Origin of the sequence: Stenotrophomonas sp. 59 (assembly GCF_030291095.1) — a bacterium.
GTDB lineage: Bacteria > Pseudomonadota > Gammaproteobacteria > Xanthomonadales > Xanthomonadaceae > Stenotrophomonas > Stenotrophomonas maltophilia_Q.
On the sequence record NZ_CP127408.1, the window covers coordinates 2,511,754 to 2,528,589 of the forward strand.

Below are 16,836 nucleotides of genomic sequence, written 5' to 3' on the forward strand. Positions count from 1 at the left end.
CATCCACGCATGGCGTGGATCTACCGCGTCTGCCGCCGGGTGCGCTCCTGCACCCGGCGGCGCCGTGTCGGTGGTCCTCACCGCTGATGGCCGCTCCCTGCCCTCCGTGCCGTCCTGGCTGGGGCCGCCACCATTCCGTGGCGGCTGGCCCGATGCTGTCCATTCCTGCGGTTCAGTTGCATCCACGCATGGCGTGGATCTACGGTGGGTGCCGACCGTTGGTCGGCACGGTTGCAAGATGCCTACCGGCGCTGCGTGCCCTCGTCGCGACTTGCCTGCGGGAACTGGAAGGCACTGTTGGCGTCATAACCGCTGTTGGCAGTGTTGCCACGCGCCGGCGGATTGATGGCGCTGGTGCCACTGCCGAAGCCGAGGATCTGCACGCTGATCACCGATGGCTGGTTGCGCCGTGCATCGTCCTGGCTCTTGCGCATCACATCCTGTGCCGCCTGGCTGGCGCTGTTCGCTGCCGCACTGGCCGAAGCCAGCGCATTGACGTTCACGGTGGCCAGCACCGGCAGGCCCTTGCTCTCGCCCTGCACCTGGATGTTGGCCGCGTTGAGTACCTGCAGCGCGGCCAGGTTGATGTTGCCCGAGACACGGATGCCCGCCTCGCCCGCGTCGATGGTGCCCAGCGGCGCGATCAGGTCGACATCGCCCGGCGGCACTTCGGGAATCGGTGCCAGCGTGGCGAAGCCGGCACCGGTGGCCGGCGCCTGCGGCGACAACAGCACGTTGCCCCAGTTGTCGTAGATCCGGCGCGGCGGCGTGTAAAGCAGCGTGGTGCGCGAACCGCGGCCGGCGTTGATGTCGCCCTGCTCGGTCCAGGCCAGGATGTCGCCACCGAAGGCCGTCATGACACGCGACAGGCCCAACAGCACGCTGTCCTGGCTGAACAGGCGGATGTCGCCCTGGCCCTGGGTGATCAGGCCGGAGCTGGCCGGCGGCACTTCACCCGCAACGCCGAGCACGATCTGCCCACCCGGCGCCATCAGCTCGATGTTGCCGCCCGCCTCGGTGCGCACGCCCGAGCCACCGTACATCACGATATCGCCGGTGCGCGGGATCGTCGCTCCCGTTGCATCCTTGTCCGGCATCAGCGTGGCGATGGCTTCGCGACCGCGCAGGTAGGAGCCGACGCGCGGCCCAGTCCGATCATTGAACTCGCGGCCACCCTCGCGCAGCTCGGCGTAGTAGACCTGGCGCAGGAAGATACGCTGCTGCTCCTTCGGCAAGCGATCGAACGCCGCCAGGGCTTCCGCGCCATCGACCGCCAGGCCGAAGCGCTGCTGCAGCCACTGCTTCAGCTCCTTGTCGTAGATCTTCACCGCCTTCCCGGGCTGCGATGCCAGCGACTGCGCCGGATCGGCCAGGTTGGCCGGATCCAGGTAGCGCACGCGCACCGCATCGAACGCGATGTTCTGGTTGCCGGCGGTCACTGCAATGCTGGCACCCGGACGGGTGTCGCCCTGGATCAGGCCGCCACGGCTGACGATCCTGCCGCTATCCTCCTGGCGCAGCTGGCGGCCCGCACTGACGTCGACATCACCCGGACCGAACACCGTCACGTTGGTGTGCACGATGTCACGGCCAGCCTGCACCACGGTCAGATCGGTGCCACTGTTGTTCAGCGCCATCACCGTGCTGCCGAGGATGTCCGTGCCCGCGCGCAGCTGGACCGGTGCAGCCACGTCGTACCAGGTGCCGACCGTGCGCGGCGTGTCCGGGGAGGCCGGCGTCCACTCACCGCCGGTACGCAGCCCGATGATGTCCCCACTACCGGCATAGAAACGGTTTGGCTGCCCCCCAGCGGCGCGGGGCGTCGCCAGCATTGGTCGATTCGGACCGAAGGCGAACAACGGGGTGGGGTCCGCACTACCCGCCAGGGAAGGCACCACGGTGCCATCCTGGGACAGATTGGTCAGCCGCAGCGTACCGCTGGCAGAGAAGGCACTGAAGGCTGGATCAAACGGCGATGGCAAGCGGGTGTCGGCGCCGGAACTGCTGATCGCGGGTGCATCGCTGGCGGCCAGGATCGAGCCGCCTGCAAGCAGCTGCAGGTTGCCGTTGGCGCCCGGTGCAGTCAGCAGCACGGTCGAAGGATCGGCGCGCGACAGCTTGATGTCACCGCTGGCAGCCACGACCTGCAGGCGCGAAGGATAGATCCAGTAGGCCGCCCCGCCGGCCGTCACTTCCGCACGGCCGTCCTCGATGCGTTCAATGGTCCGCTGCGCGACCGGCACCACATCGCCACCGGCAGAGAACAGGTTGATCGCCGTCGACGGTGTCCAGAGCGAGAATCCGCCAGCACCCAGCAGTCGCGTGCCGTCATCTGCGGTCACCCGGTTCGCGTTGAACAACCTCACCCGGCCGGCATCGGCCGCAGAGGAAAGGACCACGTCGCCTCGGGCCGTCAGATCCGCAACCGAATCTCCCAGCACCAGGACCGGCCCACCCATGGCCGCACTGGTGGTCGATCGATAAGGGTCCATCATGCGCAGGCCGCTGGCGATGGCCTGATAGTTGTTTGGCCCCACGGCACTGCCACCGATCCGCGCAGCCTCGACGCTGAGATGGCCACGCAGGTTCACCAGCGTACCGTTGAGCTCCAGATTCTGCTGGTTTTCGGCCTGCGAGTAGGAGGTGGCCGCCAGCAGCGGATTCAACGCACCGGCGCTGCGCAACCGCAGATCGCCGCCACCGGTCTGCACCAGGCGGCCATCGTCGACACGACCGGTCGACGCTACCGCCGCGTTGATCGCCGTGGAATAGCGTCCACCGCCGAGCACGCCCTGGGCATCGCCCTTGGCCGCCGTGACGCCCGCGCTGCGGCCCGCCTCGATATCCACATTGCCGCCACCCAGCGTGCCGATTCCAGTGAATCCGACCATGCGTGGCGTCGACGTGGCCGTCACTCCGGTGATCGCATAGGTACCGAAGTTGACCCACCAGCTGGTCGGCACCGGTTCCACACCGGGCGTACTGCCCGTGCCTTGCCGCCACAACCAGCCGCCGACCGAACTGCTGGCGCTGTCGGCCTTGTCACGATCGGTACCTGCGGACGACAAGGTCGCCCAGGTGGCCCCGGTTACGTCCCGGCCGGCAATCACGCTCAGATTGCCACCGTGGTCGGGATACCACGCGCGATAGGCAGCCAGGGCCGCATCATAGTCACCGGTGGCCTGCTGCAGGCCCAGCAACGTGCTGCGCCCGTTCAAGGGACTGCGCTCGGACTGGAAGCGTTCGTCGTGGCCGTTGCCCAGCGATGCAGGGGTGCCCGCCGTATACACGCCGAACACCGAACGCATCTGCACATCGCGTGCCGCCAGCAGCTGCAGATCGCCGGTGCCGGTACGCAGCACACTCCACATCGGTGTGCCGTGCCGCGGCGGGTCCATCGTGGTGACCTCGCGCGTCTCGCCCGGCATCAGGCAGAAGCCATCGCTGAGCTGCCCACAGATGGCCTCCTCGGTCATGCCGATCATCTCGCCGAATTCCCTGACGCTGGTTCCCGCAAGGGACGGATCGCCCGCGAGTTCCTCCGCGCCCAGCTCGGTGAAGATATATGGCGAGGTGATGCAGCTCGCGGCCACGCTGCACAGTGCGTCTTCGTCACGGCCAAGGTGCGCGGCCAGGTCCTTGATCGACCGGCCCACCCAGGAGCCGTCAACCCCCAGGCGTTGCGCGCCGTCTGCGGTCAACAGCCGGTCGCGGATGAACTTCATCTGCTTGCTGGCATCGCGGATCGCACCGTAATGGGTGTCGGACAGCGTCAGGTCACCGCTTGCACCGAAGCGGCGCGTACGCGGGTCCGCAGCGTCGGTGTCGGCGCCGGCAACGAGTGACACGTCCCAGGACGTGGAGCCTTCAGGCAGCATCTGCGCCAGCGCCCAGTTGCGTCCCTGGCGTCCATCGCTGCCGGACGGCCGCAGCTTGATCGGCGTGCCCCCCGGCAGCTTGACCGTGGCCATCGACGGGATGAGTGCACCGCGCGCCAACGGCGTGCGTGCCGCCAGGCGCAGTTCGATCGGCAGCGGCACGCCGGCCGGCCAGGTGTGCGCGGCCACGCTGGCCTCGCCACGAAGCTGGAAGCCTGCAGAGAGCTTCGCTCCGGCCGGCACCGACAATGCCTGCGCCAGTACGCTGCCCGCCGGATGCACCTGGCCGTCAGCGAGCGTGACCGCCGCCGGCAGCACCGTGCCCGCCGGTAGCACCAGGGGCCCGGTCAGGGTCATGTCGACCGGCAGCGTCGTGCCCGCCGGAAGCTTCACGGCCTGCACCTGGATGGCGTAGTTCAGCACCGCGCTGGCCGGGAACCGCGTGCCGATGTCCAGCACGACGCCATCGCCGGGAACCACCAGGTCAGCACCGAACGGGGTGACACCGAGGCCGAACACGGCGCCCTCGACCAGTTGCCAGCCTGCATCGTCCGGACTGGCCGGGGGCGGCGCAAAACCATCGTTGATGCTGCCGTAGACATTCAGGTCGCCGGCCGCACGCAGGCGCATCGCACCGGACTCACCGAAACCGCGGCGTGCTGGATCCTGGCGGTCGGATTGCGGGCCATAGCGATAGCCGGACAGGTCAAGGTCACCACTGACGGTCAGGTCACCCTCGGGATTGGCGGCCGACGCAACACCAATGATGTCCACGCCCGGCCGCAGGCGCACGCTGCCCAGCGCCGCCAGGCGCGCCGACAGATCGGCGTTGCCCAGCGCCGCGTTCATCCAGGCCGTGCTGGCCGGATCCACCACGGTGTCCAGCCAGGCCTGGGTGACCATCTGCGAGCGATGGCCGTTCACATCCGGCGTGGTCGCCAGCGGCGCATCCTCATAGCGACGTACCGCGGTGACGAACACATCACGTGCGCCCATCACCTGCAGCCCTGCGTCACTACGGATCGCTGCATCCGAGCCGCCACTGCGCGGCACGTTCAACGCGAGCGTACCGCGTGCACGGCCATCGTTCTGGCCAGGCGCCGTGCCCACCGCGACCCCGGTGCCGCTGCGCAGGTCGACCCTGGCAGCAGGGCCGAGTACCAGCGTGCCCGATCGGCTCTCCAGCTCGACGATGGCGCGGTTGGGGCTGTCGATGATGCCGCCGTAGCTGTCCACCCGCAGCGCGGTGCCATGTGCATCCAGAGTGCCATCCACCTGCAGGCCGTCACGCGCGGCCAGGCGGATGCTACCCACCTGCTCGCCACTGGCGTCGATCCGACCGCGGACCTGCAGCGCGCCACCATCAACACTGATATCGACTTTGCGCGCCTTCACCTCGTCGCCGATCAGCAGGTCGCCCTGCTTGAGCTGGAAGCTGCGTGCTCCGGTCACGCCATCGCCGGTCAGGCGCTGGTTCAGACCGCTGAAATCGTGCAACTGCTGCGCACGCACCACCAGTTCGCCACCGTCATAGGGCACCACGCTGCCGCCCACGTCCTGGCGGCCCGACGCCTGGCCAAGGATCCGGCCAGCAAGGTCGACACGCCCATCACCTGCACCGAGTGCGGTCACGGTCAGGCGGCCGGCACGATTGTTGCGGGCAGACAGATCGATGCGCGAGGCCGCGTCGGTCTGCACGCTGCCGTCGCCCGCGGTGAGTTCCGCGTCGCCGCCCCAACTGTAATTGTCGACGTCGAACAGGCTGACCTTGCGCCCGGAGAGATCCAGGTCGGCCCGGCTGCCCAGGCGCAGTGAATGGTCGGCGTTGGCAGACAACCTGCCAGAGGCGAGCGCGAACCGTGTATCGAGCACGATGTCGCCGGCGCGGAGATCGAGCTCGGCGCCGAGTGCGTCTGCGCTGCCACCGGTCGTGGTACTGCGCGCAGACAATGTGCCACCTGTCTTCACCGCCAGCTTGGCCCCGGCCTCGCCGGTGATCAGCGGCGCTTCGATATCCAGGTTGCCCCCGCTGAAAGCCCAGCCCTTGCCCGCCACGTAATCGCCTTGGCGCTGGTAGACCGTCAGGTCACCACTGCCGGCAAACACCAGCTGGCGCGCGGCCTGCAGGTTCACTCCGGCAAAGCCCAGCACCTGGCGCCCGGCATTGGCTTCCGATGAGGGGCGCGAGCGCGGCGACGGTGCCAACCGCAGCGTATCGGTGATGATGTCCAGCTGCCCGCTTCCCAACCGGCTGGCGATTGCTGGCCCCACCGGCTGCGTCTTCGCATCCCCCAGTACCGACGTGGCGCCCTGCTGGCCCGACCAGGTCAGTTCCGCTGCAAAGATGCGGGCGCGGTCGTTACTGTCGCCGTAGCCATGGATCGCCGGCGCGCCGAGCACCAGGCTGCGCAGGCTCGGCTTGCCCGTGGCCGCATCCCGCGTGTCCAGATCCACACTGCCGAACACGTTGATCGCCTCGGCAGCGTTCAGGCGCAGGGTCTCCAGTGCGGGCGCGCCGAGCGCCGTATTGCCACGCAGCAGATCGCGCAGGACCTGCTGGTTCAGCATCAGGCCCGGTGGCAGCGCCGAGGCACCCGCCGCCCGCGCGATGGCTTCGGCCGTGCCCAGGTTGATGTTGCCCATGCCCAGCGCCAGCTCGCGCGTGCCATACACGGCGCCCTCGCGCAGCTGCAGCTGCCCACTGGATGCAACATTGATGCTGCCCTCCGATACCAGGCGGGCCTGGCCGGCGCAGGTAGCGCCCGGATCGCAGGCGCCAATGTCGATGTCGACGCGTGTTCCGGCCGTTCCTGTCGCCGCTGCCAGCACTTCGGGGTCGTCATTGGAAACGGCCAGCAGCCCACCACCCACCTGGTAGACATAGCCCAGGCTTGACGGCAGCCCGGCGGCGCCCAGCCCAATCGTGTCGATTCCTGCCCCGGCCTCGACCACGATGCCGCGCCCACCTTCAACCGCGCCAATCAGGACCTCCGGCGCGCGCAGCGTGGCGCCGCTGCGCACCACCACGTCCTGGCCAACCCCCATGACATCGATGATGGACGGTGCAACCGAACGCACGCGCGCGTTGATGACCAGACGCGAGGGTTGCAGTGCATTGAGCGCATCGGCTTCGATGGTCGACCCCTGCAGGTCGGTACTGGCCTTGCCCCCCGCCGCGATGATCTCCAGCGCGCCCACCGAGCTGGCCCGTGCAACCTCCACGCTGCCGCCGATCCCGCCACTGCCGGCGGCGGGCTGGAAGCGTGCCTCACCCTGGAAGCGAAGCGCCGACGTGCCCTGACGGCCAGCACCATTGCCCAGCTCAAACCGCAACGTGCCCGCATCGACCGTCTGCCACCCACGTGGCAGGCCCAGTCGCTGCGCGCTGGCAGTCACGAAGGCGTTGTAGCTGGTCTCGTTGTATCCGGAGTGCCGTCGCACGGTCGCCGCCGGGGTCAGCAGCAGGTCCGTCAGCAACGGTGATATCGCACCGCCCAGTGCGTCGGCCCGATGGCCGGCCACCCGCCATGAGCCGGTCCCGGTGGCCAACGCGGTCGTAGCGCCGGTCGCGCCACTGGCGCCGAGCTCGACCCGGTACGCCCCTGGTTGCAGCGCAAAGCTGGCCGGCAGCAACGTGTACGTACCCGCTGCCAGGCCCGGCACGCCTGCCGGCACCACGACCTGCTGGCCCACGGCCGGATCGGCCGAGCCATCGGACAGGCCAAGCGGAGCGACGCTGCCTGCATAGCCCGGCACGATGGCGTAGACCTCATTGCCCGGCTGGCTGAAGCCATAGCGTGGATTCGCATCAGCCAATGCATGGCGCAGGATGTCCACCGAACCGCCACGGCCACTGACAAAGGCCGCGCCGGTCAGCTCCCCCCCACCCGACATGTCCAGCACCGCGCCCGGTGCCACGTCGGTCTCGCTGCTGACCAGACGGACGCCGATCGGCAGCGCGCCACCGCCCACATTCCTCGGCTCAACGACTGCACCATCCAGGCGCCATTGGATGCCATCCAGCGTGCCACCATAGGGCAGGCTGAGCCCCGCGCCGCTGGTCGAGGTCAGGCTCCCCGGCAGCAATGAGACACGCGAGGCCAGCACACTGTTGCTGTCGGTCCCGCCCAGCACGATGCTGCCCATGGGTGCGCGCACCACGCCCGCCTGCTCGACGGTCGCCGCGGTGAGCATCAGGCTGCCCAGTGCCGACGACGGCGTTGCCGGCGCGACGCCCCCCAGCCCATTGATGCGCAGCACCCCGGCCGCATCCTTCCAGCGCGCATCGGCCGAGACGGCGACCGGATCCAGGCCGGCGCCAAGGCGACCCGACGCGCCGGCCACCGGATACACCTGAGCGGCGGTAATCTCCAGGCGTCGCGCTGCAAGCAGCTCGGTATCGAGCGCACCTGCGCGCGGATTGCCCTTCAGCAGCCGCACGTCACCGCTGCTGCGCAGGGCGACATCGTCAAAACCATCCAGCCGCACCGTGTCGCGCACATCGATCAGTTGCGCATCGGCCTGCAGCCGGTGCTGTTGCCCGGATGCCAGCGGCACGTCCGCGCTGACCACGGTGGTCTCGCCGGGAATCACGGCCCAGCTCGGGCCGGACAACTTCAGATAGGGCGCGTGCAGCGTGATGGATCGGGCCGCCGCAGTGCCCGGCAACACGCCGACGGAACCTGCCAGGCGCAGGCTCTGCCCCATCCGCAGATCGATGTCGCCCTGGCTGCGGACCGCAGTGAACAACGACAGGTTGTCGAACCCGCCGTCGCGGATCTGCTCCACCGACAGCGTCGCATGGCCATATGCGGGCGCCGCCGGCATCGACGCTTGCTCCCGCTTCTGGCTGAGGGCGAGGAATCGGGGGGGCCGCACATCCTCACTTGCGCTGGGTGCGTAGATACCCCCGCCGAAGGCGATGCCCAGGGTACCGCCGCGCGCACCGGCACCTCCGGCCGCAGCGTGCAGATCGCCCTGCAGGTAGAGTGCATTGGCCGAGCGCAGCACGATCTCGCCGCCATCGCTGTCCACCTGCTGCGTGCCCTGGCCGTCGATATGCAACGCCGTTGAACTGCCATCGGCACGCAGCCGCGCACCCCGCTCGACCACGATGAACGCATCCACCGGGCGATCACTGACGTCGCCGGCACCTTCCCAATCCAGGGCACCGCCAATCTCGATGCTGCCGCCCTTGCGCACCTGCCCGCGCAGCCGCTGGGCTGAATCCTTCACGCTGAAGGCATCGCCACTGACATCCAGTTCCGCCCCCTCCGCGATGCGGTAGGTGCGGCTGTTGGGTTGCCCGTCAAACAGATCAATGGCCGTGCGCACGTCATCCAGCCGGATCCGGCCACCGGCCGCGTGCAGGCGCCCTTCCACGGCGATGTTGCCCGCGCCCCGCAGTTCAATGGACTGTGCCGGATCAACCTGCACGCTGGCACCCTTGCCGATGCGCAGATCGCCGCCGCGGTTACCGAACTGCGAGCGCAGCAACAGGCCCGCACCGGCCCGCTGGCTGATGCGGCCGCTCAACGGATCGGCACTGTAAAGCGGGGCCAGCCATGCCTGCACGGCGTCCTCGCGGGTGACCGCCTTCAGCGCGTCGCTGGCCAGGCGCAGGCCCGGCATGACCACCTCCACCTGCGCACCATCGGCCACTTCAAGACCCTGGTGCGCGTTGATGTCGTACCGGCTGAAGCCACTGCCGAACAGTGCGCTGCGCAGCGTCAGCACGCCGGCGGCCTGGCCTTCACCACCGATGCGGACATGCCCGCCATCGGTCAGCGACAGGCTGCCACTGCCCTGGCCCAGCGCGCTGATGCGCGCATCGTCGGCCAACGACAGCCGGCCGACATCCCCTCTGCCGGCGTCCAGCGTGTTGGCCTGCAGGCTGACGCTGCCGCCCTTGCCGATGCGCGCCTTGCCGGCGCTGTCGACACGGCCGCCGGCGTCTACGCTCAGCTCGCTGCCACGCCCGACCAGCACATCCTGGCTGTTCTCCAGCTGCAGGCGACCGCCATCGCTCCACGCCTGGCCCTGCGCCGCACCAGGGTCCAGCAGCAGATTGCTCCAGCGGCCGGCAAGGTCGATGCGCGCGCCATCGGCGATCTCCACCCGTCCACGCCCGGCCTGCAGCAGCGGAACCACAGGGCTGCCGACCACCGCCAGCAGATTGCCGGCCTGCAGCTGGCCACCCGCAATGCCGATATCACCGCCGAGGCGGATGTCACTGGCGGTCAGCACCAGCTGCCCGCCATCCTGCAGGCGCAGCTTCCCATCGATGCCGATGCTGCCGGCAGTGGCCAGGTCCAGGCGTCCCCATTGCTGTTCGCTCAGGCGGCCCGCATCCAGCCACAGGGTGTTGCGCTGCTGTACCGGGATCGGCGCCTGCAGCGTCCAGTCAGCCACGGGCACCGCGCCATCAGCGATCCGCACCTGGGTATCGAAGACCGCATTGCGCCCGGTGTTGTCATAGCGCCCAAGCCACAGCTGGGCGTTGCGGGCCACCGCGGTCTGTGCCTGCGCGTAGCCATCCCTGCCCTGGTCCGGTGCTTTGGCCTGCTGCGCGCCCTGGAACGCCTGCGTATTGATATCGCCCTGCAGCACTACGGTCGACGCGGAAATCACCAGCCGGCCGGCATCACGCCCAACCGTGTAGCCGTTGTCGACCCGCTCGGCAGGCGCCACCAACGGATTGCGGAAGGCCTCGCTGACGCCCCAGCGCTGGTGATCAACCTCGAACCCCTTGTACAGGCCGGCGTACTGCATCTCCGCCGGCGCATCGTCCAGGCGGTACAGCTGCCCATCGGTGCCGCGCAGCCAGCTCTGCTTGATCACGCCGGACTGCACATCCAGGCTGCCACCGGCCAGGTTGATCTTCGACCCGCCATGGGTCACCACCTCACTGCCGCTCAACTGCACGGTGCCGCCCTGGGCCGCCCATTCGCCGATCGAGTGGCGCTGGTTGTCCAGGTAGCCGCCCACTTCCAGCAGACCACCACCGGCATACCAGCGCTCGGCGGCATAACCGCCGATACCGGCTGCGACGCGCTGCAGTTCACGACGATCGATCCAGACCTCGCTGCTGATCAGCGTGCCGCTGTCACGGTTGTCAGGCGAATCGCGCAGTTCGTTGCCCTGCACCTTCACCTGCACGTTGTTGCTTTCCATCGCCACGCGCACGCCGACTGCACCGGAGACATCGACCTGCGCCGCGTTGCCCACGTAGCTGCGGCGCGCCGCATCGCCGACCACCTGGCCGCCGGTCGCAACGGTCAGCGAGCCATCCTTGAAATTGATGTCGCCACCGGAGACGATCTCCACGCGCGACTGGTCACGACGGTCCTGCAGCCGCGAGAGGTTGTCGAACGTGCCAGCGCTGCTTGCCGCGCGCAGTACATCCTGCTCCGCCGAGGCCTTGATCAACGCGTCGCGCTGGCTGTCCAGCACCGCGCTCTTGCCGTCGTCTTCGATCAGCACCGCGGTGGTTGCACCGGATTGCAGGGTCACCTGGCCCTGGCGATCACTGATCGCGTTGAGCAGATGGATGGTGCCGCGCTGGCCCAGCGTGGTCGTGGCGACGGCAACGCCGGCCTGCTCGACCCTGCGCCCGGCCAGGGTGATGTCGCCCTCGCGCGCCTGGATCAGGCCACTGTTGCGCACGTCGCCGGCACTGCTGCCCTGCACGAAACGCGGCGCGATCTCGTTGCCGGCCGTGGTCGACGCAGTGTTCTGCGCGGTGCCGACGCCGCGACGGATCACGAAACTGTCACCCGCCGCCAGCTGCGCCTGGCCCTTGCGGGTCTCGATCTGTCCCGCATTCTCCACGCTGCTGCCTGCCAGCAGCACGTAGCCGCCGCCGCGGGTGGCGCTTGAAGGATCGTGGGTGGCAATGCGCGCGCCCTGCTCCACCATCACCTTGCCGAAGGCCTCGGTCAGCGCGGCAGTGGTGCCGTCGGCACTGAACAGGCCGTTGTCGCGGAACTGCCCATCACTGATCCGTGCGGCTGCGGCAACCAGGTTGCGGACGTTGACCTGGCTGTTGTTGCCGAACACCACGCCATTGCGGTTGGCCACGAACACCGTGCCATTGGCCTTCAGCTGGCCGAGGATCTGGCTCGGCCTGGCAGCGGGGTCGTTGACCCGGTTCAACACCGCCCAGTCCGCATTCTGCTGGAAGGTCAGCGTGGTGTTGCCACCGATGTTGAAGGTTTCCCAGTTCAGGATTGCCTTGTCCGCCGTCTGCTCCACGCTCACCTGGACGCGGCCATCGCTGCCCTGTGTCTGGATCGCCTCGCGCGCATTCAACCAGCCACGGGTCAGCGGGTTTTCATCGACCTTCAGGCCGTCCTTGCCCAGCCCGTCGGCCACGATGAAGCCAGCCTCCCGACGCACCTGCCGGGCCTGCTCCTGCAGCCGCTGCTGCAATGCAATCGCCTGTGCGGCGGTGCCGAGGTTGTCGATGGATTGCTGCAGCTTCTGACGCGCGGCGTCCTGCTGTTGCGCCGGCAGCTGGAACTGGATCGGTACCCCGTTGGGCATCCGTCCACTCTGCGCTGCCGCGCCCTGGGCCGCGCCGCGATCCGCGAACCATCCTGGGCTGAAGGCCTGCTGCGCCTGGCTGGCGGGAGCGACCACCGTACCCAGCGCGACCGCGACGGCCCACGCCATCGGGTGACTGCGGCGCAGCATGGACGGACGGGAAACGGTCGTGAGCGGATGCGACATCTGGACCTCGTCAACCTGATTGGGCGGCCGCAGCCGCATCACTGTCTGATGGATGGGGCGATGGGTGCCCTGCACCTGTTAGACGAGGCTGGGGGCGTGAAGCCGACATCAAGAAAGCGTTCGCCACAATGAAAAAGGCGCCGGCAATCCTGCCGGCGCCTGTTCATGGCATATCGCCAACACCGCCACGTCACGGACGACCGATGCCCGCGCAGGTGCTCGGGTTGTTCAAGCCCGTCGGCACGCCCGCCACGGCGAACCGGCTGCGGATGGCTTCGGCCCAGGCGGAGGACAGCGGAACGAACCGATGCGCGCTGACGGCCGCATCATTCCGCCTGGCGTAATGCGGAATCAGAAACACCCGCAGCGACATCGCTTCCCAGACCTCGGCATAGCACTGGCTGAAGATCAGATTGGTGGTGCCGACGATGGGATAGCCCACAGGCGGGTAGCTGTACGTCGGCACCCAGTTTTCCGGTCGCTCTGCCGCAGAACCGGTCGGAGGCGCGATCGAGTTCAAGGTCGCGCGCACGCTGGCATCATCGGGCGAGTAGCCGCGCACCCTGGCAACGCGGGTTGGATCGGACAGCGGTGCGGCGATATCCGGACCGCTGTATCCGATGGCACCGGCAGTGGCCAGCACCCGGTCGTACTGTGCCTGCTCGCTGGTTGCAGCCACGAAGTTGGTGGGCAATGCAGAGAACAGCGAAGCAAAATCGCGGGTGGTCCTGAACGTGCCTCCCACCAGCCTGGAACCCTCGGTATCCATCCGTGAGCACGCCGTGGACAGGAAGCGGGTCAGCAGTTCAGTGGTTCCGCTTTTCTCGGCGCGGTAGACCACCGTGACCACGCCGGCACGGCCAGGATCGAGGTCATTCCAGTACTCGACCTTGCCCGAAAACAGGCGGCACAGCTGCGGCACGCTCAGATCCAGGGTGCTGCCGGGCGCGTTGAACGGCAACGCAACCGCCAGGCCGGCTACAGGCACCTGGATGAGCGCACCAAACTGCTTTGCATATTGGGTGTTGTATGCGTGGATCTCGGCGCTGGTCAGCACCGATTCGGTTGCGATGAAATGGGGCGGCCGGGCCTCACCGGCAGACTCGGGCACATTCTCAAGGAACGCCCGCCGCGCAGGTTCATCACCCACAGCGCGATAGGTCACGTTGGCCGGCAGGATCCTGTCCACCGATTCCGCATAGAGCTGGGCGGGCACGGCCGATCCCGCGCCCTTGATGGGCAGGACCTTGACCTGCGCAGCTGCGGTTCCACACAGCGAGGCACCGATGCACAGCGCTGCCACAACCAATGTACGTTTCATCTTCCTCTCCCTTGGGTACCCACGTCCTTGCCGACCCGGGCCGACACGCAAGAAGGCGCCGACCTCGCGGCCGGCGCCCTTTTCAGCAGTACCGCTGGATCAGCGGCCGACGCCGGTGGTGCAGGTGCTGGGGTTGCTCAGGCCGGTGACGGCCGAAGAGGAAACCAGGTTGGCAGCAACCGCTTCACGCCAGTCCTGGGTCAGCGGGATGAAACCGTGCGCACGCACCGCGGCATCGTTGTTGCCGGTCGCGCCCACGTTGTAGTGGTTCTGCAGGAAGTCGCGGATCGCATTGCGAGCCAGGGCGACGCGGTAGCACTGGCCGAACACCAGGTTGGTGTAGCCAGCGATCGGGTAGCCCGCCGACGGGTTGGTGAACACCGGCACCCACTTGGCCGGGTTGGCGATGTCGGCAGCCGAGGACGGCGGAGCGATGGTGTTCAGGGTGGCAGCAACGCTCACTTCATCCGGCGAATAGCCCTTCAGCTTGGCAACCTTGGTCGCGTCCTGCAGGTTCGGGATCACGTCCGGGCCGACATAGCCGATGCGACCGTCAGCGGCGTACACGGCGTTGTACAGCGCCGTGCCACCGGTGGCCGGCGCAGCGACGAAGTTCGACGGCACGGTGGTGAACAGGTTGGCGAAGGTCGACTGCACCGAGAAGGCCGGCGCACCGTTGGTCAGCTTCAGGTTGGTGCCGGCAACGTCGCCCGGCTGGCAGGCGCTGGTCAGGAAGCGGGTCAGCAGCTCGCTGGTGCCGCTGCTCTCGCCACGGTAGACAACCTGGATCGGGCCAGTGCGGCCGGTGCCGGTGCTGGACCAATCGGTGATCTTGCCCGAGAAGATGCCGCAAGCCTGGGCCACGGTCAGGTCAACGGCCGAGCCAGCCTTGTTGAACGGAATGGTGACCGAGGTGGCGACCGACGGCATCTGCAGCAGCGGACCGAACTTGGTGGTCGAGGTCGCGGAGTTGTAGGTGGTGTTGTAGGTGTCGATTTCGGTCTGGCTCAGCACCGAGTCGCTGCCGGCGAAGTGGACGTTGCCGGTGCCGGTCGGGATGAACAGCGCGATCTTGTTTTCCAGGAACGCCTTCTTGCCGGTGCCCGAACCGGTCACGGCGTAGCTGAAGGTCGACGGCAGGATGCTGTCGGCCTGGCCCTTGTACAGATCGGCCGGCAGCGAAGCGCCGCCGCCGTTGACGAGGGACTGCTGCGCCGAAGCGGCACCGGCGGTGGCGAGCAGCGCGGTGGCAACCAGCGCGGCCAGGGTCTTGTACTTGTTCATGATCTTCTCCTGAAGGGTTTACTGCGAAGGGAAACACCAAGGGAGGAACGGTCACTACACGCCTGCTGCCGCCGAGGGCCTCCCAGCCCACTCTGCGGCGACGTGGCTATGCTGGTCCGCGCCGATGACAGGCTGCTTAAGAAACCTGTGGAAGATCGAAAAAAGGTGTGGAGGATTGTGTGGAGAATCGGCCCATGCCACCTTCCAGCGACGCCGTTCGATCGACTGGATGGAATCGACTGGATGGAATCGACTGGATCGAATCGACTGGATCGAATCGATTTGATGGGATCGACTGGATCGAATCGACTGGGTAGAGTCGACTGTTAGTCGACTGCTCTTCACACGCAGCAGCAGTACGAAGCACGCGCTCTGCACGCTAGTCGACTAACAGTCGACTCTACCCGTGATGCGCGTTGCGCATCACTGCACCAGCTGGTTCATTTCCATGATCGGCATCAACACGGCCAGCACGATCGTCAGCACCACGCCGCCCATCACCAGGATCATGGTCGGTTCCAGCAGCGCAGTGAGCGCCATCGCGCGACGCTCGATCTCGCGCGAGATGGTCTGCGCGGCGCGATCCAGCAGCGGCGCCAGCGAACCGGTCTTCTCGCCACTGGCCACCAGATGTACCAGGATCGGCGGATACACCTTCTGTACCTTCAGCGCGGCACCCAGTGCCGCACCTTCGCGCACGCGCGCGGACACGTCATCGGCACAGCGCGCCAGCAACGCGTTGCCCAACGTCTGCCGGGCAGCTTCGAGTGCACGCAGCAGCGGCACACCGGCATCCAGCAGGATCGCCAGCGTCGAGGCGAAACGCGCGCTGTTCACACCCAGCACGAAGCGCCCGACCATCGGCAGCCGCAACAGCATCGCATCCCAACGCAGGCGCAGCTCGGGCTCGCGCAGGGCCAACCGCCAGGCCACCACCAACGCCGCGATGCCCAGCCCCACCCACACGCCCCAGCTGCGTACGAAAGCACTGGCCGCCAGCATCACCTGCGTGAGCATCGGCAGCGTCTGCCGCGCCTGCACGAACGCGGTCACCACCTGCGGCACCACGTAGCTGAGCAGGAAGATCACGATCGCCACTGATACCAGGCTGATCGCCGCTGGGTAGATGAAGGCGGTCAGCACCTTGGCCTGCAGCGCATTGCGTTCTTCGATGTAGTCGGCCAGGCGCTCCATCACCCGTGCCAGATCACCGGAGTCTTCACCTGCACCCACCAGTGCCCGATAGATCGGCGGGAAATCACGCGGCCGCGCGGCGAGTGCCACGGTCAGGCGCTGGCCAGCACGTACATCCGCACGCACGGCAGTAAGTGCATGCGCAACATGCGGGCGCTCGGCCTGCTCGATCACCGCGCTCAAAGCACCTTCCAACGGCAGGCTGGCGGCCAGCAGGCTGGCCAGCTGGCGCGTGGCCCAGGCCAGCTCGCTGGCGGACAACCGGCGAGCACCCCAACCATGGCCGGCACTGCGCGCCGCACTCACCTGTACCGGGGTCAGCCCGCGCCCGCGCAGCAGCTGGCGCGCACCGCGCGGGCTGTCGGCGTCGAGCTGGCCTTTCTCGATGCGGCCCTGCGCGTTGGCGGCCTGGTAATCGAACAGTGCCAT

4 protein-coding genes are annotated in these 16,836 nt (G+C 67.9%); all 4 read right to left on the minus strand.

Annotation, left to right across the window (positions count from 1 at the left end):
* Nucleotides 1-242 precede the first annotated feature (242 nt).
* Nucleotides 243-12,608, minus strand: a complete 12,366-nt coding sequence (locus tag QP552_RS11735; protein ID WP_286073697.1) for a filamentous haemagglutinin family protein — start codon at nucleotides 12,606-12,608, stop codon at nucleotides 243-245.
* A gap of 190 nt (nucleotides 12,609-12,798) precedes the next feature.
* The gene (locus QP552_RS11740; RefSeq protein WP_286073698.1) at nucleotides 12,799-13,980 is read right to left on the minus strand and encodes a substrate-binding domain-containing protein; all 1,182 of its coding nucleotides are present in this window, start codon (nucleotides 13,978-13,980) and stop codon (nucleotides 12,799-12,801) included.
* A gap of 48 nt (nucleotides 13,981-14,028) precedes the next feature.
* The gene (locus QP552_RS11745; protein ID WP_111113791.1) at nucleotides 14,029-15,213 is read right to left on the minus strand and encodes a substrate-binding domain-containing protein; all 1,185 of its coding nucleotides are present in this window, start codon (nucleotides 15,211-15,213) and stop codon (nucleotides 14,029-14,031) included.
* A gap of 423 nt (nucleotides 15,214-15,636) precedes the next feature.
* Nucleotides 15,637-16,836 (minus strand): type II secretion system inner membrane protein GspF, encoded by a 1,200-nt coding sequence (gspF, locus tag QP552_RS11750; RefSeq protein ID WP_111113792.1) that lies wholly within the window; start codon nucleotides 16,834-16,836, stop codon nucleotides 15,637-15,639.